Raw genomic sequence first — 21,865 nt, forward strand, 5'->3', positions numbered from 1 at the left:
ACGCTACACGGGGCGCCGGGGGCGCTCGGGCGCCGTGCCGTCCGCGCGGAACTCGCTCGCCGCCCAGGAGGCGAGCAGCCGCATTCGCTCCTCGGACTCGGAGCCGGGCTCCGCCGCGTAGATCGTGAGGGTCAGGCCGGGCTCGGCCTCCATCTCCATGCCCTCGTAGGCGAGGGTCAGCGGCCCCGCGACCCGGTGGTGGAAGCTCTTGGACCCGCTGCCGTGGTGCCGCACGTCGTGGGCGCCCCACCGACGTCGGAACTCCTCGCTGCGCGTCGACAGCTCCCCAACGAGGTCGTGCAGCTCCCTGTTGCGGGGGTCCCGGGCGGCCTCCGTCCGGAGGATGGCGACCGTGATGTCGGCGAGCCCGTCCCAGTCCGGGTAGAAGTCGCGGGCGCGCTCGTCGAGGAAGGCGTGCCGGGCGATGTTCGGCGGCTGCCCGGGCATCTCGTAGAGCTCGTGGTAGAAGGCCCTGGCCAGCGGGTTCACTGCCAGGAGGTCCATGCGGCCGTTGCGGACGAAGGCGGGGCCGGCCGTCACGGCGTCGAGCACCCATTGCAGGCTCCGGTGCGGGGCCCACGTGGCCGGATTCCGACGCCGGGGCGGCCGGCCGACGGGACCCGCGGCGTGGGCCAGGTCGAACAGGTGCGCGCGCTCGGCGTCGTCCAGGCGCAGGGCACGGGCGATGCTGTCCAGGACCTCGGGGGAGGCGCCGCCGATCGCACCGCGCTCGATGCGGATGTAGTACTCGACGCTCACCCCCGCCAGCGTCGCGACCTCGCTGCGGCGCAGCCCCTTGACCCGGCGGTTCATGCCCGGAGGCAGCCCGACCTCCCCCGGGGTCACCTTCTCGCGGCGGGTGGTGAGGAACGCGCGGACCTCGGCTCGGTTGTCCATATCCACAGGGTAGACGGCCGGCCGGCGCCGGGGCAGTCACCGGGAGTACCCCCTCCAGGGCCCCGGGTCGAGGAAGAGGACGGCCCTCGGGGAACCGTCCCCTCCGACCTGCGGATCTCGTGCGCAGAGTGTCGCGGAGCCTCGGGAGGCCGCCTTACGCACTACTCGAGGATCTCGACCTCGGAGACGAAGAAGGCGGGCACCGTGGTGCTTCCGCCGATCTGGGTGCTGTAGGTTTCGCTGCCCAGGACGGTAGCCAGCATCCGCACCTCGTCGTCCGCCACGAGCGGGTCGAACGCCGGGCAGTCGGACTTGCCGTCACCGCTGTAGGCTCTCGAGTTCTCTCCATAGTCGTAGGAGTTCAGCTGAGGCGCGAACGAGATGTCGAACCGCATCGCGCACGGACCGGTGGCAGAGTCCAGCTGAGTGATCCGACCGTAGATGACGACGTGCTCTCCCATGTGGTCCTTGGGGGACTTCACGAGCAGCGCGAGCGCGCGCTCGTCGACGTCGGAGAACTCGTCCGGGCTGACGCTCGCCGCGATCATCGGCGTCGGTGATGGAGAGGCGGAGGGCGTCGGGGAAGCAGAAGGCGTCGGGTGACTCGAGGTCGTGGTGGTCGGAGCGGGCCTCGTCGCCGAGGCGCTCGGGCTGGGGTTCGTGTCCGTCGCACCGGCCCCCGAACTCGTGGGGCTCCCCCTCCCGGCCACCGCGGAGGCGCCCACGAAGGCATTCACGATGAATCCGAACGTCACCACCAGCGACACCAGGGTGAAGATGCCGGCGACCGTGACTCCGGCGATGTTGAAGGGCTTGAACTGGCCCTTCACGAGGGCGAGCGACGCCAGGATGACGCCCGCGATCCCCGCCCCGACCCCTAGGAAGGGAATCCAGAAGAAGAGCAGCGACGCCCCGCACATGCTGAGCGCCACGATCCCCAAGGTCTTGGACGTCGTCGGCTTCGACCGGTAGTAGTCCCGGGCGCTGTAGGGGTTCTGTCCAGGGGGAAAGGAGCCGTGCGGACCGTCGCCGCCGTGAGGGTTGTACGTCATGTTCCCGTCTCATAGGAGATGCGCACGGCGAACTCGCCGAGGATGCGCGTGTGAAAGATGGCCTCCGCGGCACCGATCAGGAATGCTTCCGGCGCGCGGGCCACGCATCATCTTAAGTTGCCGGAAGACCACCGGATCGGCCGCGCCACGAGTGCGCTTCGTCCCATCTCGGAACGGGGCCGGGAGATCCGTACACCGTCGGATGCCTTGACATCACCGGAACACTGGACAAAGGAACCGAGAACGAGGAAGCACCGCATGGCACGCATCATGATCACCGGATCCGCCGACGGCCTGGGCCGCGCCGCCGCGGAGTCGCTGCTAGAGGAGGGGCACGACGTCGTCCTCCACGCCCGCAGCGAGGAGCGGCTCGCGGAGGTGGCCGGCCTGAGGGATCGCGCGGCGGGGGACCTGGCCGGCGACCTCGCGCGCCTCGACGAGGTGTGGGAGCTGGCCGAGCGCGCCTCGGCGGCGGGGCCCTTCGACACCGTGATCCACAACGCCGGCGTCATCGGCGGCTCGGCGGTGCTGCCGGTCAACGTCGTCGCCCCCTACGTGCTGACGGCCGCGATGGAGCACCCCGGCCGGCTGGTGTACCTCAGCAGCAGCATGCACCGGGGCGGGCAGCCGGACCTTGACGGCGTCGACTGGTCGGGCCACTCCGAGACCCGCTCCTACTCGGACAGCAAGCTCTACGTCACGGCCCTGATGGCCGCGGTGGCCCGGCTCTGGCCGGACGTGCCGACCCACGCCGTCGACCCTGGGTGGGTGCCGACGAGGATGGGCGGGCCCGGGGCCAGCGACGACCTGGCGCTCGGGCACGTCACGCAGGCGTGGCTCGCGACCACCGAAGACCCGGCGGCCCTGGAGTCCGGCGGCTACTGGCACCACCTCCGCACCGAGACTCCGCATCCCGCCGTGCGCGACGAGGAGTTCCAGCACGACCTGCTGGACGCCCTGGCCGAGCACACCGGCCTGCTGTTCCCCGCGGGCTGAGGAGACGAAACCCGGCCACCCCGCCGATTCAGCCCCCGGCTGATCCCGGAATGCCGCCCCTCTCGGCGCGGTTGTGCCGGTCATGAAGCTCATCGGACTGACAGCATTCGGAGGACCCGAGGTCCTCGCCGCCCACGACGTCGCCGAGCCGCACGCCGGCCCCGGCCAGGTGCGCATCCGCGTGCGCGCCGCCGCCGTGAGCCCCACCGACACCGGCGTCCGCACCGGCGGCTACGGCGGCCCGGAGCCCACCGAGCCGCTGGCCCCGGGCATGGACGCCGCCGGGGTGGTCGACGAGGTCGGGGACCCCGCGGACGGCCTGGACACCTCCGCCTGGAGCGTCGGGGACGAGGTCATGGCCATGGCCCTGCCCTCGGGCGAGCACGGCGGCGCCTACGTCGAGTACCTGGTCGCCGACGCCGACTCGCTCTCCCGCGTCCCGGAGGGCGTCTCGCTCGAGGAGGCGAGCACGCTGCCGATGAACGCGCTGACCGCCCTCCAGGCCCTGGACCGGCTGGACCTGCCCGAGGGCGGCGTCTTCGCCGTGACCGGCGCGGCGGGCACCCTGGGGGTCTACGCCGTGGCCCTGGCCAAGCTGCGCGGCCTGACCGTGATCGCCGAGGCCGCCGGGAAGGACCGGGAGCGCGTGCTCGCCGCCGGTGCGGACCACGTGGTGCCGCGCGGGGACGACGTCGCCGAGCGCATCCGCGAGATCGCCCCGGACGGCGTCGACGGCCTGCTGGACGCGGCGGTGCAGAACGACGCCGCCCTCCCGGCCGTGCGCGCGGGCGGCGGCTTCGCGACCGTGCGCGGCTGGGACGCCCCGGAGGACGCGGACGTGGCGCTGCACAAGATCTTCGTGTTCGACGACTACCACCACGGCGGGAAGCTCGACGACGTCGTCGCGGCGGTCGAGTCCGGCCGGCTGGTCCCCGACTACGGCCGGAGCATGCCCGCCGAGCAGGCCCCCGAGGCCCACCGGCTCCTGGAGGCCGGCGGGCAGCGCGGGCGCATCGTCCTCACCTTCTAGCGCGAGCTTGGAGCACGGCGAGGGCAGCGGCCGGCGCACGAGGCCGGCCGCCGCCCTCGCCGCACGCCGCGTCCGAGGCAGCCCGCCGCCCTCAGCCCCGCGAGCGCCGCAGCAGCCACACGAAGTACGGCGCCCCGACCAGGGCGATCATGAGCCCGGCCGGCAGCTGGGACGGCGCGATGAGCGAGCGGCCCAGCAGGTCCGCGACGCACACGAGCAGCCCGCCCAGCAGCATCGCGACCGGGATGATCCGCCCGTGCCGCGCGCCGACCAGCGCGCGGGCCAGGTGCGGCGCGATCAGCCCCACGAAGCCCACGACCCCCACCGCGACGACGCTCACGGCCGCCAGCGCCGCGGCGAGGGCCAGCAGCCCCAGCCGGGTCCGCTCGAGCCGCATGCCGAGGATCCGCGGGGTGTCCTCGTCCACCGCGACCAGGTCGAGGTGCCGGCTCAGCGCCCACAGCAGCGGCGCCGCCAGGACGAGGGCCGCGGCGACCCACGCGACGTCGGGGAACGTGCGCCCGTAGGTCGTGCCGGAGAGCCAGGTGAAGATGCGCGGGGTCTGCCACGGGTCGGCGCGCAGCAGCAGGAACGTGCTGAGCGCGCTCAGGGCGTACCCGCAGCCGATGCCGACCAGCACGAACCGGTCCGGCAGCAGCCCGCCGCGCCAGGCCAGCAGCGCGACGACGCCGAAGGTCGCCAGCCCCGCCGTGAGGGCCGCCGCGATGAGCAGCCCGCGGCCGCCCCCGGCCACCGAGGTCACCACGGCCACCGCGCCCAGCCCTGCGCCGGCGGTGATGCCCAGCAGGCCGGGCTCGGCGAGCGGGTTGCGCACCGTGCCCTGCACGACCGTGCCCGCCAGCCCGAGGGCCGCGCCCGCGAGGATCGCGGCGGCCACGCGCGGGGCGCGCTCGTCCAGCGCCCGGGCCACGAGGTCCGGTGCGCCGCCCTGGAGCCACGCCGGGAGGTCGCCGGTCCGCAGCCACAGGCTTCCCGCGAGCAGGCCGAGCACGGCCGCCGCGGCCAGCAGGACCCCGCGGCGAGGAGCACCCCGGTGAACCGCCGGCGGGAGCGCGGGCGTCCGGGCCCGGGCGGGCGCCGGACGGGGCCGGCGTCGCGCAGCCGCAGGGCGAGCACCACGATGAGCACGCCGCCGAGCAGCGCCGTCGGCACGCCCGTGGGGATCGACGCCGCGCCCTCGGCGCCCAGCAGGCCGCGCAGGGCGGCGTCGGCCAGGAGCACCAGCAGCGCGCCGAGCAGGCCCGAGACGCCCACCAGGAGCAGGTGCCGGCGCAGCGCCCCGACCCGGCCGGCCAGCAGCCGGGCCAGGACCGGGGCGCCCAGGCCGACGAAGCCGATGGGGCCGGCCAGCGTCACCGCCGTCCCGGTCAGCAGGACCGCGCACAGCACGGCGACGACCCGGGTCGAGCGGATGGGCACGCCCAGGGAGGAGGCGGCGTCGTCACCCAGGCCCAGCACGTCCAGCCGCCGGGAGAGCAGGAGCGCGACCAGCAGGATCAGGACGACGACGGGCGCGGCCCGCAGCGAGGCGTCGATGTTCAGCTGCGCGAGCGAGCCGCTGCCCCACGCGTACAGCCCGGTGGTGTTCTCCTTGAAGAGGATGAGCAGCATGCCGGTGCCGGCGTCCAGCGCCATGGCCATCGCGGAGCCGGCCAGGATGAGGCGGGTGGTGCCGGTCCCGGTCGCCCGGCCCGCGAGCGCCAGGACCACGGCCGCGGCGAGCAGCCCGCCGACGACCGCGACCAGCCCGGAGGCCCACAGCGGCACCGCGATCCCGAACGCCGCGGCCAGGGTCAGGGCGAAGTAGGCGCCCGCGGTGACCGCGAGCGTGTCCGGGGAGGCCAGCGCGTTGCGGGTGACGGACTGCAGCAGCGCCCCGGCCGCGCCGAGCGCGAACCCGACGGCGACGCCGGCGAGCAGGCGCGGCAGGCGCGAGCCCGCGAGCACCTCCCCGACGGGCACGCCGCCGACGTCCTCGCGCGCCCCGCCGAGGTAGCGCAGCAGGTCCCCGACCCCGGCGCCCGAGGTGCCCTGGGTCAGGTGCCACGCGCCGACCAGCAGGATCGCGGCGAGGATCAGGAGGAGGACGGCCGCGCCGGACAGGCCCGCGCGGACGGCCCCCTGCCGCTCGCTCACCCGCTGGCTCACTACTGGTCGAGCACGTCGACGTAGGCGTCGATCGCCTGCTCGGTGGAGCGCGGCCCGCCGGCGCCCCACACGCGCGGCGGGAAGGAGTGCGCGCGGCCCTCCTTCACGGCGGGCAGCGAGGTCCAGATCGGGCTCTGCTCGAGGGCCTCGACGTAGCCGCCCGCGCCCTCGTCGTTGGCGTAGAACAGGTTCGCCTCGCCCACGGCGGTCAGGCCCTCGACGTCGGTCTGGGCCAGCCCGTAGGAGGGGTCCACCCCGCCGTCGCCGTAGGCCTCGTTGACCTCGTCGGTCCACGCGGAGGTCATGCCGAGCTCCTCGCCGAGGGCGTTGAACAGCGAGCCCTGGCCGTAGGGGCGGACGGTGAGGTTGCCGCCCTCGAGCCAGCCGTCGAAGAACAGGAACTCCTTGGTCGGCAGGTCGGCGTCCTCGACCTTGCCCTTGGCCTCGGCCAGGTGGTCGTCGAACTCCTTCACGACCTCGTCGGCCCGCTCGGAGCGGCCGGTGGCCTCGCCGATCATCTCGAAGACGTCCTTCATGTTGCCGATCGGGTCGGCCGGGTCGGCGCCCTTGGTGACCAGGACGGGGACGTCGCGCTCCTCGAGCCGCTTCACCATCTCGTCGTCGGCGCTGTAGGCCTCCACGACGATGAGGTCCGGGTCCGCGGCGTAGAGCGTGTCGAGGTCCGGCTCCTCGCGGTTGCCGATGTCGGTCACGCCCTCGGGCAGCTCCTCGGCGCTGACCCAGGTGCTGTACCCCTCCGCGTCGGAGACGGCCGCCGGGGTCACGCACAGGGTCAGCGCGTCCTCGACCTGCTGCCACTCCATCACGGCGATGCGCTCGGCGGGCCGGTCCAGCTCGACCTGGCGGCCGACGCCGTCGGTCAGGGAGACCGGATCGGTCGAGGTCGTGACGTCCTCGGAGCAGCCCTGCGAGGTCGAGGCGGCGGTGTCCTCGCCGGAGTCCTCGACGCTGGTGGTGCCGCAGCCCGCGACGGTCAGCGCGACCGCGAGGGTGGTCGCGGCGGCGGCCGCGAGGCGGGGGAATCGGGTCATGGGGGGTTCCTTCTGGTGGGGTGTTGATTGATGGGGGGAAAAATCAGGGGGTGAAGACGCGGTCAGGCACGGGCGGGTGCGGTGCGGCGATCCCGGGCGGAGTGCCGCCCGACGGGGTCGATCCGCAGGCGCCCCGAGCGCGGGTCCGCCTCGACCTCGACCCGGATGCCGTACACGTGCCCGATGTTCCCGGCGGTGAGGACCTCGGCCGGCGCGCCCGCGGCGTGGATGCGGCCTGCGTGCAGGAGCAGCAGCTCGTCGGCGACGCGGGCGGCGTGGTCGAGGTCGTGCAGCACCACCCCGACCGCGACGCCGTGGTCCTCCGCGAGGTCCCGGACCAGGTCCAGCGTCTCGACCTGGTAGCGCAGGTCCAGGTGGTTGGTCGGCTCGTCCAGGAGCACGACGCCGGTCTCCTGCGCCAGGCACGCGGCCAGCCAGACCCGCTGCACCTCGCCGCCGGAGAGCTCGCCCGCCGCCCGGTCGGCCATCTCGAGGACGCCGGTCAGCCGCATGGACCGCTCGACGACGTCGCGGTCCCGCGCGGAGAGCCCCGCGAACCGCCGGCGGTACGGGTGGCGCCCGAACGAGACGACCTCCCGGACGGTGAGCCCGTCCGGGGCGTTCCGCGACTGGGCGAAGAGCGTGACCTCGCGGGCGAACTCGCTCGAGGTGAGGGCGGTGGCATCGCGGCGGGGTCCGGTCGTGTCGCGCTGACCGGCCGTGACCCGGTGCGAGCCGGGTGCGCCGTGGCGGGGTCTGGGCAGGTCCCGGTGCGAGCCGGGTGCGTCGTGGCGGGGGCTGGGCAGGTCCCGGTGCGAACCGGGCGTATCGCGCTGGCCGCGCGCGGCGCCGAGCAACACCCGCCCCTCGTCGACGCGGTGCAACCGGGCCAGCGAGCGCAGCAGCGTGGACTTCCCGCTGCCGTTGGGGCCCACCAGGGCCGTGACCCGCCCGGGACGCAGCTCCAGGCGGACGCCGTCGACGACGGTCGAGCGGCCGTAGCGCAGCACCAGGCCCTCGCCACTGAGGGCGGCGTCGGCGGCTCCGGCGGAGGGCTCGACGTCGCGCGCATCGACATGGCGGGGCTCTTCGGCATCGCGGGGCTCCCCATCGCGGGGCACGGAGTCGCGGGATGCGACATCGCGGGGCGCGGTCTTTTCGGGCACAGACGAGTGGCGCAATGCGTCAGGCCCCGATCCGCGGCGAGGTCGGAAGCGCCAGTCTGGCGGGGTGCGCGGGCCGCGTCGCCGGGTATCGGAACGCGGGCCTGCGCCGAGGGCTCGACGCCGACCCGAGCGCGGCAGGATAGGTTAGGTTTACCTTCACTCCGTCAGAATAGAGGCGGCTTCCCCTGGCCGCAATCAGGATTTGCCGCCAGGGAATACGCCTTTCCGGTCAGGCGGGCGCGCCGAGCCCCTCCAGGTAGGCCCCGGGGGTGGTCCCCATGACGCGCCGGAAGGCGTCGATGAACGTGCTGGGCTGCGCGTAGCCGAGCAGGTCGGAGGCCTCCCGCACCTCGCACCCCTCGGCGAGCAGCACCAGGGCGTGGTGGATGCGCAGCGACTGGCGCCACTGGGCGAAGGACAGGCCCGTCGCGGAGCGGAACGCCCGCGCGACCGTGCGGACGCTCAGGCCGCGGGACTGCGCCCACTCCTCCAGGGAGCGGCGGTCGGCGGGGTCCGCCAGGAGGGCCTCGGCGACGGCGTCGATCCGAGGGTCGCCCGGCAGGCGCAGGGCGAGCTGCCGGCCGGAGGGCTGGAGGACGTCGAAGACGACCGCCTCCGAGCGGGCGCGCGCGCCGGCGTCGAGATCCCTCCGGGCCAGGCGGACCAGCAGCGACTCGAGGACCGGGGTCATCTCGATCGCCATCGGCTCGCCGAAGCCCTCCGGCGTGTGCTCGGGGGCGAAGAAGGCGTCGTAGAGCCCGGCGCCGGCCGTCAGCCGGCCCGCGTGCACCTGCCCGGCGGGCAGCCACAGCCCGCTCCCCTGCGCCACCGTGTAGACGCGGTCGCCCACCCGGGCCGTCATGGTCCCGTCGCGGACCCACACCAGCTCGTGCATGGGGTGCGAGTGCGGCTCCCACTCGGTGGGGACGCCCGCCACGTGGGCCTCCGCGTAGATGACGAAGGGCGCGGCGGCGGCGTCGGGCAGGGGGAGGGCCCGCACCACCCGCGTCTCCGGCTCCCGGCGCCAGGCGCCCATGCTCGCGGAGTCGGGCGTCATCGTCCGGCGGCGATCCGCACCGCGCCGCGGAACCCGTCCTCCTCCAGCGCGGACATCGCATCCAGGGAGTCGTCCGGGATGGGCAGCAGGTGCGCGTCCACCCAGGTCTCCCCCGCGGCGTCGTGGGTCCAGGTGTCCTCGACGACGACGGCGCCCGGCACCGCGCCGTGGCACAGGATCCAGTGGGGCACGTCGAACCCCTGCATCCGGGCCGCGGAGACCAGCAGCAGGAGGTGCTCGCCGCGCCCGACGGCGGCGCGCACGTCCCCGATGCCGAGACGGCGCCCCTCGAGGGGAAGCCCGATCCGCCCGGCCTCGGCCCGCGAGCTGCGCTGCAGCACGGCCCGCCACTCCTGCTCGGGCCGCTCGTAGTAGCCGAGCAGGACGGGCCGCTCCGTGTCGAGGAAGACCTCGACGTCGGAGCCCGGCCAGGCCTGCCGCACCGCCACCCCGAGGCCCACGGGCTCGCAGGCGGGGAAGTTGGTGGCCCGGCGCCACAGCCCGAGCTCGGCCTCCCGGGTGATGCCCCCGGGCCCGAGCGCCCCGGTCTGCGCCCGGGCGATCAGGGAGGCGGCGGCCCCGCAGCTGAAGTCGGTGCTCTGCCGGTAGTAACCGGGCTCCCGCACGACGCCGTCCACCAGCCACCGCACGTACCCCGCGGGCGGCGACGGGACCCCCGCATCCTCCCGGCGCGACGACGACTCGTCGCCCCGGGTGCCGGGCCCGGCGACCGACGAGTCGTCAGTCTCGGCCGGATCCGGCCCCAGTGACGAGTCGCCAGCCCCACCCGGGTCCGACGCGAGTAACGAGTCCTCGCCGGCGGGGGCGGGGACAACCGGGGGAACGACGTCGGCCGCCCGGACGGGCGCCCGCAGCCGGGAGAAGCCCAGCGCGGCGGCGCCGGCGTCGTCGACGGTCCAGCCCTCCCACTTGACCTGCGCTAGACCCGCGGCGCGGGCGTCCTCGACCACGGCTCCGACGACCGCCGGCACGTCACCGACAGCGTCGACGATCTTGGCGTAGGACGTGCCGGGGCGGGCCGTCACGAGGGTCGCGCCGACCCACCGCTCCCCCAGCCCCTCCGATTCCCCGGCACCGTCGGGACTATCTGCGCCGTCGGGACTGCCGGTGCCGTCGGGATTGCCGGAGCTGTCGGCGTTGTCGGCGTTGTCGGCGCCATCGAAACCGCCGACGCTCTCAACGCCGCCGTCCTCGACGAGCGCGAGGACCCGCGGGGCGTGCGGCGCGCGGTCGGCCGCGCCCCACCGGGAGAGCACCTCCGGGGGCGCGATCCGGATCAGTGGCGCCGGGGGCGCGGCGGCGTCGAACGGGACGGCCACGAGCCGCCCGGGCGGCGTGCGGTCACGAGGGGGCATGGGAACTCCTGCGGACGGGCCGCGCGTAGGGCCGGAGGGGCGACGCGGCGGCGGGGCGTGTGTCCGGTGATCATATCCGGCGGCGCCGGAAGGCCGCCGTCACGGCCGCCAGCGACCCCGCGCACACCACCGCCACGACGACCAGCCCCGGCGGGTACGCCAGCACCGGGTGCAGGGCAGCGAGCACGGCGGGCAGCAGGAACCCCAGGTACGCGAGCGAGTAGTAGATCCCCGTCATCCCGGCCAGGTCGCCGGGGGCGGCCATGCCCTGGACGAGCAGCAGCCCCGCTACCACGCACACGCCGTAGGACGCGCCCAGCACCACCGCGACCGCGAAGGCGAGCACCGGGTCCGCGACCCGCGCGGCCACCGCCGCGAGCACCATGCCCGCGGTCATCCCCGCCAGCCCCACGATCAGGGCGTGCCCGCCCGTCACCCGGTTGAGGAACCCGACGGCGGTCTGCGCGACCGCCCCGACCCCCAGCGTGACCACGGCGAGCGCGGTCGCGTACAGCGTCGCCCACTCCCCCAGCGAGGACTCCACGACCGCGGGCATGACCGCGTACGCGACCCCGGCCGCCGCGAAGACCCACGGCGCGGCGGGCAGGATCAGCCACCGGAAGTCGCGCTGCCCGGCCGAGGGCACCCGCAGGGCCCGCCACCACGCCTGCCGGACGCGCCGCTCCGAGGCGAGGCTCTCGGGCGCCCGCGCCAGCAGCGCCAGCGCCACGACGCACAGCACCAGGTGCACGACGTAGGGCGACTGCCCCGGCCACGGCGCCCACTGCGCGACGACGCCGGTCACCCCCGCCCCCAGCGCGAACCCGAGGGTCAGCGTCAGCGAGGACCGCTTGGCACCCGCCGCGACGCCGGCGCCGGGATCCCAGGGCGGGAAGGAGAGCTCCTTGATCCAGCTGGAGCCGACCGACATCCCCACCCCGACGCCGACCCCGGCCAGCAGCCGCCCCAGGCACAGCAGGAGGAAGGAGTGCAGGCTGCAGGCCAGGACGACGCTGCCGAGGATCGACGCGGCCATCCCCGCCGCGGTGACCGGCTTGCGGCCGTGCCGGTCCGAGAGCGCGGCCGCGACGAGCAGACCGGGGACGAGGCCGAAGACGTACATGCCGAGCAGCAGGTTCGCCTGCCACGGCGCGTAGCCGCCCACGGTCTCGTAGAGGTGCAGCAGCGGGGTGAAGTGGTTGCCGCCCCAGGCGAGGAGGAAGACGCTGGGCACCACCAGGAGCCAGGCGCGGGGCGCCGGCGCGAGCCTCACGGGGCGACCTCGTAGTCGCCGTGGCCCGCGGACAGGTGGGGGCCGATGAGCGCCTCGAAGCTCGCGGCGTCGCCGGCCTCCACGGCGTCGGCGAGCGCGGCGTGCTCCTCCACGAACGTGCCGAGCCGCCCGGCCCGGGAGGCCACGGCCAGGTGCGTCAGGCGGACCAGGCGCGGGCCGAAGACGACCGCGATCTCCTCGACCGCCCGGCTCCCGCCGTGGAGCATGATCGCGGCATGGAAGGCGTAGTCCTGCAGCGCGAAGGCGGCGGGGTCCCCCAGCGCGGCCTCCTGGCGGGAGAGGATCCCCCGGAGGCGGGCGCCCAGGGCTGAGCGGGCGACGTCGTCCCCGGCCAGCCCGCGGACGATGTGGGTCTCCAGCATGGAGCGGACGTCGAGCAGCTCGCGGCGCTCGCGGGCCGTGGGGACGGTGACCGCGGCGCCCTTCTTCGGCGCGATGGCGACCAGGCCCCAGCGCTCCAGCTGGAGCATCGCCTCGCGGGCTGGGGTGCGGCTCACGCCGTGCGCGGCGGCGATCTCGGCCTCGGTCAGGAGGGACCCCGCCTCGAGCTCGCCGCGCACGATCCGCTGGGCGGTCTCCCGGGCGATGCGCTCGGCGTGGGAGCGCGGGCGGTCCTCCCCCGTCCAGGGGAGGCCGACGACGGGACTCGGATCCTGTTGATGCATGCATCTACGTATACATCATGAGGCTATGCGAGTCGACTCGCGCGCCGCCCGGCGTGCGGGCGCCGGGGCACCCGCGATGCCGGGGCGTGCGGGGTGCTGGAGCGTACGGGGTGCCGGGGCATGCGGGCCATCGGGGCACGCGGGCCCTCAGTACGGCGCGACCGCCGCGATGAAGCGCGCCAGCAGTCCCGCGGCCTCGGCCAGGTTGCTCCGGAAGAGCCGCGGGCGCTCGGCTTCCTCGGCGTCGTAGGCGAGGCAGTACTCGAAGCTCTCCGGGTACCGGGTGTAGGAGACGCCGAAGCCGTGCGGGAGGCTCGGCGCGAAGGCGTACCGCACGATCCGGTCCGCCGTGCCCAGTGACGTCGTGGAGAGGAAGTCGGCGCGCAGGCGGGCGAGCGACTCGTCGGCGAAGAAGGCGTCCTCGATGTCCAGGCGGCGGGCGGCCTCCTCGAGCCCGGTGAGGTGGCGGTCGACGCCGCGGCCCGTCTTGCACGCCTTGACCCAGTCGCGGTGGGCCGCCAGGGCCTCGGCGAGCCCGTCCCGCTCGGCCCGGCCGGCCAGGAGCGAGCGGGCGAAGGCGATCGCCTCGGGCGTGACCGGGCGCAGGCACTCGGTGCGCCCGGCTTGGAACGCGCGCGTGTCCACCGACTCGTAGACGCTGCGGACCCTGCCGTAGGTCAGCAGCTGGGCCACGGTCATGATCAGCTGCTGTAGGCCGTCGGCGCTCATCGGGAACGGCAGGCGCTCCTCGGGGACCCGCGGGACCCGGACCAGCGCCACGCGGAGCCGGGCGGCCCGCCGGCGGTAGTCCTCCAGGGGGCCGCGCAGGGCCGTGAGCACCTCGGGGGCCAGGCGCCAGGTCAGCTCGGCGGGGGCGGGAGACTCCTCCGAGCGGACCGGGTCGGATCCGTCCTCTTGCCGCGCGCCGTCGGAGGCGTCTGGGGCAGGGGGCCCGGCGTCGACGTCGGCGGCTGTGACTGCGGCCGCGGAGGGGCCCGCGGGGGGCTGCGCGGCGGGCTCCGCGGGTCGCTCCGACGGCGCCTCCGGGTCCGCCTCCTGCATCCGGCGGACCGCCTCGAGGAGGGTCGCCCCGTCGATGATCGAGTGCTCGACGTGGACGCAGGCCCACTCGTCCGCCAGGCCGATCTCGTAGCTGAGCGGCTTCCGGGCCCACGCGCGGCCGGCGTCGAAGGCGAAGGCGCGGAGGTGCTCGGCGTCGTCGGCCGTCTCCTCCGCGAGGCCCGCCACGAACAGCAGGTCGGCGAGCCGCCGGTAGGTCGCGGCGTTGTGCGGGTCGGCCAGGAGCCGCTCCATCGGGGCGGCGAGGTCCTCGCTGCCGAGGGAGGAGAGGTCGGCGAAGCCCAGCTCGGCGGGCCCCCGCCGCCGACGGTCAGCGGGGCCGTGAGGTCCCGGAGCGTCTCCTCGGCCCGACCCCGCGGGGTGCGCCGCCCGCCGTGCCGACGACGTCGCCCAGCAGCTCCGCGAGCCGGCGCGCGGGGAGCTGCCGGCCGGCATCATCGCTGACGGGCACGGCGAAGAGGCGGCCGCGGTGCAGGATGCCGACCTCGCGGCTGGCGGCGTCGAGCTCGCACGGCAGGAAGGCGTCCGCGTCCTCCCGCGGGTGGCGGAGCCCGCCGTTGAGGGCGGCCCACTGGTCCATCGAGAGGGCGTTGTCCCGGGCGTCGACCTCGGGAGCGGTCCGGCCGCCGGCCTGCGCGAGGTGGACCGCGGCGATGCGGTGGAGGATCCGGGCGGCGCGGTCGACGCCGGGCGGCGGGGTGGCGGACAGCGCGGCGGCGTCCGACGCGGTCCCGGGCGGCGGGGCGTCGGACGGCGGGGCGTCGTCGCCCGGTCCCGCCGGGAAGGCGAGCTGGAACGAGACGTTGCTGCCCAGCGCGAGCGGCCCGCGCCCGCGGAAGTACCCGGAGAACCACGCCTCGGAGAGCCAACTGCGGCCGGCGTCGTGCTCCTGGCGGGCGAAATCCTCGAGCGCGGCCTGCAGCCACGGACCGTTGCCCTCCCGGAAGCGGGCGGCGGCCCGCTCGGTCGCGGCGAGGGTCCCGGCGTCGACGATCGCCGAGGCCGCGCGCAGCAGGCGCCGCAGGGTCTCGTCGAGGGTCGGGACGGGCAGGGGCGTGGCGGTCATGGCGGGCTCCTCTGGCGGCGGGGGCGTGCCCCGGGAGGTCTCGCTCCCATTCTGCCGCGTCAGCGCCCGGGCTCCCGGGTGGGGATGGACATGGCGTGGCGGAAGACGTCATGCGGGTCGTAGGCCGCCTTCGCCGCGACGAGCCGGGCGGGCAGGGCCGGGCCGAAGTAGAGCTCCAGCCAGGAGGCGGGGGTGGCAGGGTCGGCGGGAGCACCGGCGCCGCCGTCGCTGGCCTCACCACCGGCACCGCCAGCACCGCCGGAGGCGGCCTCCAGCATGTCCACGTCGGGGTAGTTGATGTAGCAGCCCTGGTAGTGCGCGCCCTCGGGGTCCCAGGGCAGCCCGGGGCCGGCACTCCCGCCGAAGCCCGCAGCGTAGACCTTCCGCAGCCAGGCGAGGTACAGCGGATCCTGTTCCGGGTCGTGCCAGTAGACCTGGTACTGGACCTTGACCTGCGAGTCCCGCTGCCAGACCGCGTCGGCGTCGTTCGCCCACCGGTTGATCGTCCCGCCGTAGGAGTCCATCTGCACGATCAGGGAGGTGGTGTCGAACCCCTCCGGCAGCCCCTCCTCCGGGAGCTCGTCCCCCAGCAGCTCCTCCGGCGGGGAGGTCAGCGCGTCGTACAGGCCCTCGGCGTAGGCGGCCGGCACGTCCTTCAGGTACGCGCTCTTGTACTTGCCGCGCTGGTTGGCGCCGCTGCCGTCGAGGTACTGCACGGCGTCGAGCCAGTTCATGACGACGGCGCCCGGCACCTTCAGGTCGCGGTCGTACGCGCGGGAGGACACCGTCGCCGGCTCGGAGACGATCGCGTGCCCGACCCCGAACGACGTCGAGGCGAGCTCGTACTCGACGGCCCCCTCCGCGCCCGGGGCGAGGAAGACGGCGTCGAGGAGGTGGCGCAGCACCCGGTCGGCCTCCGTCGCGACGTTCCGGCCCGGCGGCAGGTCGTCCTCCCGGGCGCAGAACTGCACGGTGAGCGCCATGTCCGCGCTGCGGTGGGTCACGTGGAGGAGGGTGAACAGGCCGTCGCTGCGGGGATCGTCCTGGATCCGCCGGGAGTGCTCGCCGTAGCGGCCGAGCCAGGCCGCGAACCGCTCGCGGCCCCCGGCGCCCAGGAACTGCGCCCAGGGGACGGTGAGGAAGAGCAGGACGGCGTCGCGCGGCGGGGCGGGCAGCCGGTCGAAGTAGTAGGCGGTGATGATCCCGACCGTCCCGCCGCCGGCGCCGCGGCACAGCCGGAACAGCTCGGGGTTGAGCTGGGGCGAGGCGTGGGCCAGGACGGGGTTCCGGCCGTCGGGGACCAGCACGACGTCGACGCCGGCCAGGTGGTCCGTGGTCAGCCCGTGCATGCGGGACAGCAGCCCGTACCCGCCGCCGCAGATGTGCCCGCCCGCGCCCACGGAGTAGCACGAGCCGCCGGGCAGGGTGACCCCGGCGGTCTTGTACATCGCGAGGCAGCCGTCCCAGTTGCCCGTGCCGGGGCGGAGGCGGTAGCGGTAGCGGCGGCCGTGGGGCGCGTGGGCCTGCCGGTCCGCGTCGGGGCCAGCCGGCGGGGACGCGGGAACGGGCGGGGACGCGGGCAGGGGGACGCACCTGCAGACGGTGCGGGCCCCCGACGGCGCCACCCTGCTGGCGGTCTACGCCCGGGCCGCCACGGCCCGGACGGTCTTCGAGGCGGCGGGCCACCCCGGGCCGATGCGCCTGGAGCGGCGCAGCGGGATTCGGATCCTTGAGGGGTTCCTCGCCAACGACTCGTGCCAGGACGTCGTCGTCGAGCCCAACGGCGAGGTCAGCTGCCGCATCGAGCGCCGGCTGGTCGAGTGGGCCCTGGGGACCCCGCGCAACGACGCCGCCAAGCGCGCCCTGCTGGCCGGCAGCATGCAGCAGCTGCTGGGCAGCTTCATGGCGCCCACCGCGACGCTGCTGATGGGCGTCCGGCCCGACGACCCCCAGCAGCGCCCGGTCTTCCTCCGCGCGGAGGAGGGGCGGGACCCGGACACCATCGTGCTGTTCACCTCCGCGCCCGAGGTCGCGGCCATGGACCCGGAGCTGCAGATCCGCTCGGCCCCGGCCGTGGCCGCGCTGCGGTACGCGCTCGGGATCGGGGCCGGGGGCGTCTCGATCAACGCGCTCGGGCCCACGGCCCGCCTGGAGCCGGGGCAGGTCCGGGAGCTGGTCGAGATCGCCGAGGCCAGGGAGGCGGGCCAGCCCGCCCCGGAGTGACCCTCGCGGCGCCGCCGCCCGCACGACGAAAGGGGCCCCTCCCGATCCCTGCTGGGATCGGGAGGGGCCCCTTCGCGGCCTCTCGGCGGTCGGGCTCGCTGGCCCGGGACGGATCAGGCGCCGGGGACGTCGTCGCCCCGGTTCTCCTTCGCCGCCTTCTCGATGCACTCGCCGACCTCCTGGTCGATGTTCTTCCAGTACTGGAAGACGCGCGAGAGGACGGGCTCCTCGACGTCGCCCATCATGCCGGCCACGGTCGCGACGAGGCGCTCGCGGGCGGCGTCGTCGAAGACGTCGCGGACCAGGGTGTGGGCCTGGCCGAAGTCGTCATCCTCGGCGTGCAGGGTGTACGCCGAGCGGACGAGCTCGCCGTCGGCCTCCCAGCCGTTGTCCACCGGGCCCTGGGTGTCCTGGTAGGCGCGGCCGTAGGAGTTGGGGGCGTAGACCGGAGCGTCACCGCTGTGGTTGAACTCCATCTGCCCCTCCTTGTCGTAGGAGTTCATGGGCACGACGGGCGCGTTGACCGGCAGCTGGTTGTAGTTGGTGCCGATGCGGTTGCGCTGCGCGTCCGGGTAGGAGAAGACGCGGCTCAGCAGCATCTTGTCCGGGGATACGCCCGTGCCGGGCACGGTGTTCGAGGGGCTGAAGGCCGCCTGCTCGATCTGCGCGAAGTGGTTGACCGGGTTCTGGTTCAGGGTGAACCGGCCGACCTTGATCCGCGGGTAGTCCTTCTTGGACCAGACCTTGGTGAGGTCGAAGGGGTTGAAGCGGTAGTCCTTCGCGTCCTCGTAGGGCATGATCTGGACCTCGACGCTCCAGGAGGGGAAGTCGCCCTTCTTGATCGAGTCGAAGAGGTCGCGGCGGTGGTAGTCCCCGTCGGAGCCGGCCAGCTGCTCGGCCTCGTCGTTGGTCAGGTACTCCATGCCCTGCTCGGTGATGAAGTGGTACTTCACCCAGAAGCGCTCGCCGTCCTCGTTGTCCCACTGGTAGGTGTGCGAGGAGTAGCCGTTCATGTTCCGCCAGGTCTTCGGCAAGCCGCGGTCGCCCATGAGGTAGGAGACCTGGTGCGAGGACTCGGGGGAGAGGGTCCAGAAGTCCCACTGCATGTTGGCGTCGCGCAGGCCGGAGTCCGGGGTGCGCTTCTGCGAGTGGATGAAGTCGGCGAACTTCATGGGGTCGCGGACGAAGAACACCGGGGTGTTGTTGCCGACGACGTCGAAGTTGCCGTCCTGGGTGTAGAACTTCAGCGAGAAGCCGCGGACGTCGCGCCAGGTGTCGGGGGAGCCGAGCTCGCCGGCGACGGTGGAGAAGCGGGCCAGCATCGGGGTCTTGGTGCCCGGCTGGAACAGCTTGGCCTTGGTGTACTTGCTGACGTCCTCGGTGACCTCGAACTCGCCGAAGGCGCCGGAGCCCTTGGCGTGCGGGGAGCGCTCGGGGATGCGCTCGCGGTCGAAGCGCGCGAGCTTCTGGACGAGGGCGACGTCGTGCAGCATGAGCGGGCCGTTGGGGCCCAGCGACAGCGAGTGGGCGTCGGACTCGCGGGGTGCGCCGACCTCGGTGGTCGACGGCCGCTTCGGGTCGAACTCGGTCATGGGTGTCTCCTTAGTCGTGTGATGTGTGACTACTGGGGATGGCCCGGCCCGCGAGGGGGCCGGGAATCTGGGGGCGGCCCGCTAGGGGGCGCCGACGGCCGATCCGGGGGCGTCCTGCGCCGCACCGCCCTCCCGGGCCGCGCACTCGGCACAGATGGCCCGGTAGACGATGTCCGCGCTCAGCACCGTCATGCCGTGGGACTCGCTGGGGGTGAGGCAGGGGGCCTCTCCCACCGAGCAGTCGACGTCCTCCACGCGGCCGCAGCGGATGCAGAAGGCGTGGTGGTGGTTGTCGTCCGTGCGCGTCTCGTACAGGCCCGGGGTGCCCGGGGGCTGGAACTTGCGCAGCATCTCAATGGCGGTGAGGTCGGCGAGGACCACGTAGATCGACTGCACCGTGATGGTCGGCAGGTCCTCGCGGACGTGCCGCACGATCTCCTCGGCGGTCGAGTGCTGGTGCCCGTGCACGGCGGCCAGCACCGCGAGGCGCTGCTTGGTCACCCGCCGGCCGTGCGAGCGGAGCTCTCCGGACCAGACGGCAGACATCGCCTCGAGGGAGGGGCCCCCGTGCGGATTCGTCGTCTCTGGAGTCAGGGAAGTCATGCCTAACATCGTACAGTTATTCTGAGGTATTCACAATAACGTTCGGGAGGCGGGGCCCCGCGCCTCACCCCGGTGTCCCCGTCCGGCGCGACGTTCCGGATCCGCGGGAGGGGTAAATGGTAAGATTCAGGTCTCCATATCCGCAGGCCCCGATTCCGTCGGCGCGGCGTCCCGCCGCTCGTCGGACCGGCTCCGCGGACGGCGGTCGCGAGTGGGCCCGGCTCGGCGAGATCCCGTCGCCCGGTATGTTCCGAGGCTCCTCTCAGTCTGCTGAAAGGGCATCGAGATCGTCCCGTGATCCTGTTACTTTACAGTGGAGGCAACGGCGCTTCCGGTGTCCCGCCGGTCCGCCCGCGAGAATGCTGCGCCCTGCTCAGGGCACGAGGAGAGATGCACCGACTATGCACAACCACTACAACGGGCTCAAGACCGTGCTGCTGTTCGGTGGGATGTGGGCCGTCCTGCTCGCGATCGGCGGCGTCCTGGCCGCCGGCAGCCGGAGCAGCGCGTTCCTGTGGATCTTCGCGATCATCGGCATCGTCTCCACGGCCTACGGGTACTGGAACAGCGACAAGATCGCGATCCGCGCGATGAACGCCCAGCCGGTCTCCCGCGAGCAGGCCCCCGGCATGTACCGCATCGTCGAGGAGCTCTCCGCGAAGGCCGGCAAGCCCATGCCCCGCCTCTACATCGCCCCCACGATGTCGCCCAACGCCTTCGCGACCGGGCGCAACCCCCAGAACGCCGCGGTGTGCTGCACCGAGGGCATCCTCCAGCTGCTCAACGAGCGCGAGCTGCGGGGGGTCCTCGGCCACGAGCTGATGCACGTCTACAACCGCGACATCCTGACCTCCTCGGTCTCCGCCGCGATCGCGGGCGTCATCACCTCGGTCGCCCAGTTCGCGTTCTTCTTCGGCGGCTCCCGCGACCGCGGCGGCAACCCCTTCGCGGCCATCCTGGTGGCCCTGCTGGCCCCGTTCGCCGCCATGATCATCCAGTTCGCGATCAGCCGCACCCGCGAGTACGACGCCGACCAGGACGGCGCCCAGCTCACCGACGACCCGCTGGCCCTCGCCTCCGCCCTGCGCAAGCTGCAGATGGGCACCCAGCAGGCGCCCATGAACCCCGAGAACCAGAAGGTCGTCAACGCCTCGCACATGATGATCGCCAGCCCGTTCCGGGCGGGGCAGCTCAAGAGCCTGTTCTCCACCCACCCGCCGATGGAGAAGCGGATCGCGCGGCTGGAGAGCATGGCCGGCTACGGCGGCAACGCCCCGGAGCCCGGCGCCTACTGACCGGACCGCCGCCCGTCCGCGGGACGCGCTCGCCGGAGGGCCCCGACCGCCGGCGGAACGTCCGCGGGACGCCCCCACCACGCGGCAGGGCCCGCACCCGGCCCCCGGGTGCGGGCCCTGCCGCGTGCCTCGCCTCTCGCGTCCCTCGGCGGACGACGCCGGGGACTGCCCGGAGCGCCACCGGGACCGCCGGCCCGCGCGAGCGGACCGCCGTGCCCCCGGGGGCCCCTCCTAGCGGTAGTTGACGAACTGCAGGTCGACCTCGAGGTCGGCGCCCTTGAGCAGGGCGATGACGTCCTGCAGGTCGTCGCGGGACTTCGAGGAGACCCGCAGCTCGTCGCCCTGGATGGTGGCCTTGACGCCCTTGCCCGCCTCGTCGCGGATCAGCTTGGAGATCTTCTTCGCCTGGTCCTGCTCGATGCCCTCCTTGATGGAGGACTCGATCCGGTACTCCTTGCCGGAGGCGTAGGGGTCCCCGGCGTCGAGGGACTTCAGCGAGATGCCGCGCTTGACGAGCTTGGACTCGAAGACGTCCAGGACGGCCCGGGCCCTCTCCTCCGAGTTGGCCTTGATGAGGATCTTCTCCCCGGAGTAGTCGATCGAGGCCCCGACGCCGCGGAAGTCGTAGCGCTGCTCGACCTCCTTGGACGCCTGGTTCAGGGCGTTGGAGACCTCCTGCTTGTCCACCTTGCTCACGATGTCGAATGACGATTCGCTGGCCATTGTGCTCTCCCTTCGGGTCGTTCGTGGTGCTGGATCGCTCCTCAGCTTAGGGCACGCGCGGCCGCTCGGCCGGGCGGGCGGCGTCGACGTCTCGCCGCGAAATCTTAATGGAAATGTGACCTCATTCTCTCCCGCTTCCCAGGTGGGCCGACCAAGATGGGAACCATGAAGACCAACACCACTCTTCCCGCTGGTGACTTCCGTGCCGACGCCGATCTGATGATGCTGCAGTCCTCCACGCTCCCGACGCCGCCCGCCGCGGCGCCCGCGGAGGCGGACGAGCTGGTGCGGCCGGACCTCGTCGCGCGCCGGGACGGCGTCCGCGGCGACCTCCAGGGGGCGCTGGACCGCGGCGAGATCAGCGAGGAGCAGCTGCAGCGCTTCCTCGAGCGGATCGAGGCGCGGCTGCTCGCGGAGCAGGCGGGGTGATCGCCGGACCGCAGTCCCTTCCGAGGTGGGCTTGGCCACATCCGGCCCCCGTGCGCGGGCATGGTTTGTACTTTGCGGCGGGTCTTGGGTACTGTTGAAC

Annotated in this window: 19 protein-coding genes and 2 pseudogenes; 5 read left to right on the forward strand and 16 right to left on the reverse strand. The window is 74.0% G+C overall.

The features are described 5' to 3' along the window. Nucleotides 1-3: 3 nt before the first annotated feature. Both NBM05_RS01390 and NBM05_RS01395 read right to left on the reverse strand, forming a co-directional pair. Nucleotides 4-897 carry a helix-turn-helix transcriptional regulator gene (locus tag NBM05_RS01390; protein ID WP_254164545.1) on the reverse strand — a complete coding sequence of 298 codons (894 nt, stop codon included), beginning with the start codon at nt 895-897 and terminating at the stop codon, nt 4-6. Between the two features lie 161 nt (nt 898-1,058). Next, nucleotides 1,059-1,949 (reverse strand): hypothetical protein, encoded by an 891-nt coding sequence (locus NBM05_RS01395; protein WP_254164547.1) that lies wholly within the window; start codon nt 1,947-1,949, stop codon nt 1,059-1,061. A 258-nt stretch (nt 1,950-2,207) separates the two neighbouring features. On the opposite strand from NBM05_RS01395, the gene NBM05_RS01400 reads away from it, so the two are divergent. Continuing rightward, nucleotides 2,208-2,945 (forward strand): SDR family NAD(P)-dependent oxidoreductase, encoded by a 738-nt coding sequence (locus NBM05_RS01400; protein WP_254164549.1) that lies wholly within the window; start codon nt 2,208-2,210, stop codon nt 2,943-2,945. Between the two features lie 82 nt (nt 2,946-3,027). Next, nucleotides 3,028-3,975 (forward strand): quinone oxidoreductase family protein, encoded by a 948-nt coding sequence (locus tag NBM05_RS01405; RefSeq protein WP_254164551.1) that lies wholly within the window; start codon nt 3,028-3,030, stop codon nt 3,973-3,975. Between the two features lie 91 nt (nt 3,976-4,066). Here NBM05_RS01405 and NBM05_RS01410 read toward each other — a convergent pair whose 3' ends face one another. The 11 genes and pseudogenes from NBM05_RS01410 to NBM05_RS01460 all read right to left on the reverse strand — a co-directional run bounded on the left by NBM05_RS01410 (nt 4,067) and on the right by NBM05_RS01460 (nt 16,348). Then, nucleotides 4,067-4,987: an iron chelate uptake ABC transporter family permease subunit gene (locus tag NBM05_RS01410; protein ID WP_254164553.1), complete on the reverse strand. Its 921-nt coding sequence runs from the start codon at nt 4,985-4,987 to the stop codon at nt 4,067-4,069. A 170-nt stretch (nt 4,988-5,157) separates the two neighbouring features. Beyond that, nucleotides 5,158-6,213 (reverse strand): annotated as a pseudogene (locus NBM05_RS01415) (iron chelate uptake ABC transporter family permease subunit); the annotation flags it as partial. Then, nucleotides 6,144-7,196 carry an iron-siderophore ABC transporter substrate-binding protein gene (locus NBM05_RS01420; protein ID WP_254164555.1) on the reverse strand — a complete coding sequence of 351 codons (1,053 nt, stop codon included), beginning with the start codon at nt 7,194-7,196 and terminating at the stop codon, nt 6,144-6,146. The pseudogene NBM05_RS01415 and the gene NBM05_RS01420, both read right to left, overlap by 70 nt. Before the next feature lie 62 nt (nt 7,197-7,258). Then, nucleotides 7,259-8,209, reverse strand: a complete 951-nt coding sequence (locus tag NBM05_RS01425; protein ID WP_254164662.1) for an ABC transporter ATP-binding protein — start codon at nt 8,207-8,209, stop codon at nt 7,259-7,261. A gap of 382 nt (nt 8,210-8,591) precedes the next feature. Beyond that, nucleotides 8,592-9,419: a helix-turn-helix domain-containing protein gene (locus NBM05_RS01430; protein ID WP_254164557.1), complete on the reverse strand. Its 828-nt coding sequence runs from the start codon at nt 9,417-9,419 to the stop codon at nt 8,592-8,594. Continuing rightward, entirely contained in the window at nt 9,416-10,795 is a 1,380-nt protein-coding gene (locus NBM05_RS01435) for a peptidase C39 family protein (RefSeq protein WP_254164558.1), read from the reverse strand. The genes NBM05_RS01430 and NBM05_RS01435 overlap by 4 nt, the downstream gene beginning before the upstream one ends. Nucleotides 10,796-10,865: 70 nt before the next feature. Then, nucleotides 10,866-12,068 (reverse strand): MFS transporter, encoded by a 1,203-nt coding sequence (locus tag NBM05_RS01440; RefSeq protein ID WP_254164559.1) that lies wholly within the window; start codon nt 12,066-12,068, stop codon nt 10,866-10,868. Further along, nucleotides 12,065-12,754 (reverse strand): GntR family transcriptional regulator, encoded by a 690-nt coding sequence (locus NBM05_RS01445; protein ID WP_254164561.1) that lies wholly within the window; start codon nt 12,752-12,754, stop codon nt 12,065-12,067. The genes NBM05_RS01440 and NBM05_RS01445 overlap by 4 nt, the downstream gene beginning before the upstream one ends. 147 nt (nt 12,755-12,901) lie before the next feature. Beyond that, the gene (locus tag NBM05_RS01450) at nt 12,902-14,119 is read right to left on the reverse strand and encodes a choline/carnitine O-acyltransferase (protein ID WP_302183608.1); all 1,218 of its coding nucleotides are present in this window, start codon (nt 14,117-14,119) and stop codon (nt 12,902-12,904) included. A gap of 25 nt (nt 14,120-14,144) precedes the next feature. Then, nucleotides 14,145-14,900, reverse strand: a complete 756-nt coding sequence (locus tag NBM05_RS01455) for a choline/carnitine O-acyltransferase (RefSeq protein ID WP_254164564.1) — start codon at nt 14,898-14,900, stop codon at nt 14,145-14,147. A gap of 59 nt (nt 14,901-14,959) precedes the next feature. Beyond that, nucleotides 14,960-16,348 (reverse strand): BBE domain-containing protein, encoded by a 1,389-nt coding sequence (locus NBM05_RS01460; protein WP_254164566.1) that lies wholly within the window; start codon nt 16,346-16,348, stop codon nt 14,960-14,962. 133 nt (nt 16,349-16,481) lie between these two features. Here NBM05_RS01460 and NBM05_RS01465 point away from each other — a divergent pair. Continuing rightward, nucleotides 16,482-17,123: pseudogene (locus tag NBM05_RS01465) on the forward strand (hypothetical protein); the annotation flags it as partial. A 113-nt stretch (nt 17,124-17,236) separates the two neighbouring features. Here the strand turns inward: NBM05_RS01465 and NBM05_RS01470 are convergent. Beyond that, entirely contained in the window at nt 17,237-18,715 is a 1,479-nt protein-coding gene (locus NBM05_RS01470; RefSeq protein ID WP_254164570.1) for a catalase, read from the reverse strand. Between the two features lie 81 nt (nt 18,716-18,796). After that, nucleotides 18,797-19,261 carry a Fur family transcriptional regulator gene (locus tag NBM05_RS01475; RefSeq protein ID WP_254164664.1) on the reverse strand — a complete coding sequence of 155 codons (465 nt, stop codon included), beginning with the start codon at nt 19,259-19,261 and terminating at the stop codon, nt 18,797-18,799. A gap of 458 nt (nt 19,262-19,719) precedes the next feature. Between NBM05_RS01475 and htpX the strand changes: the two genes are divergently transcribed. Further along, nucleotides 19,720-20,613: a zinc metalloprotease HtpX gene (gene htpX, locus NBM05_RS01480; protein WP_254164572.1), complete on the forward strand. Its 894-nt coding sequence runs from the start codon at nt 19,720-19,722 to the stop codon at nt 20,611-20,613. A gap of 231 nt (nt 20,614-20,844) precedes the next feature. On the opposite strand, the gene NBM05_RS01485 is transcribed toward htpX, so the two are convergent. Beyond that, nucleotides 20,845-21,336, reverse strand: coding sequence for a YajQ family cyclic di-GMP-binding protein (locus NBM05_RS01485; RefSeq protein ID WP_254164574.1), 492 nt, complete (start codon nt 21,334-21,336; stop codon nt 20,845-20,847). A gap of 165 nt (nt 21,337-21,501) precedes the next feature. Here NBM05_RS01485 and NBM05_RS01490 point away from each other — a divergent pair, with 165 nt between their 5' ends. After that, a complete protein-coding gene (locus NBM05_RS01490) occupies nt 21,502-21,765 on the forward strand; it encodes a hypothetical protein (RefSeq protein ID WP_254164576.1) in 264 nt (87 codons plus the stop codon). The last annotated feature ends 100 nt before the right edge of the window (nt 21,766-21,865 follow it).

This window comes from Rothia santali (genome assembly GCF_024199905.1).
In the GTDB taxonomy this organism is placed as follows: Bacteria; Actinomycetota; Actinomycetes; order Actinomycetales; family Micrococcaceae; genus Rothia; species Rothia santali.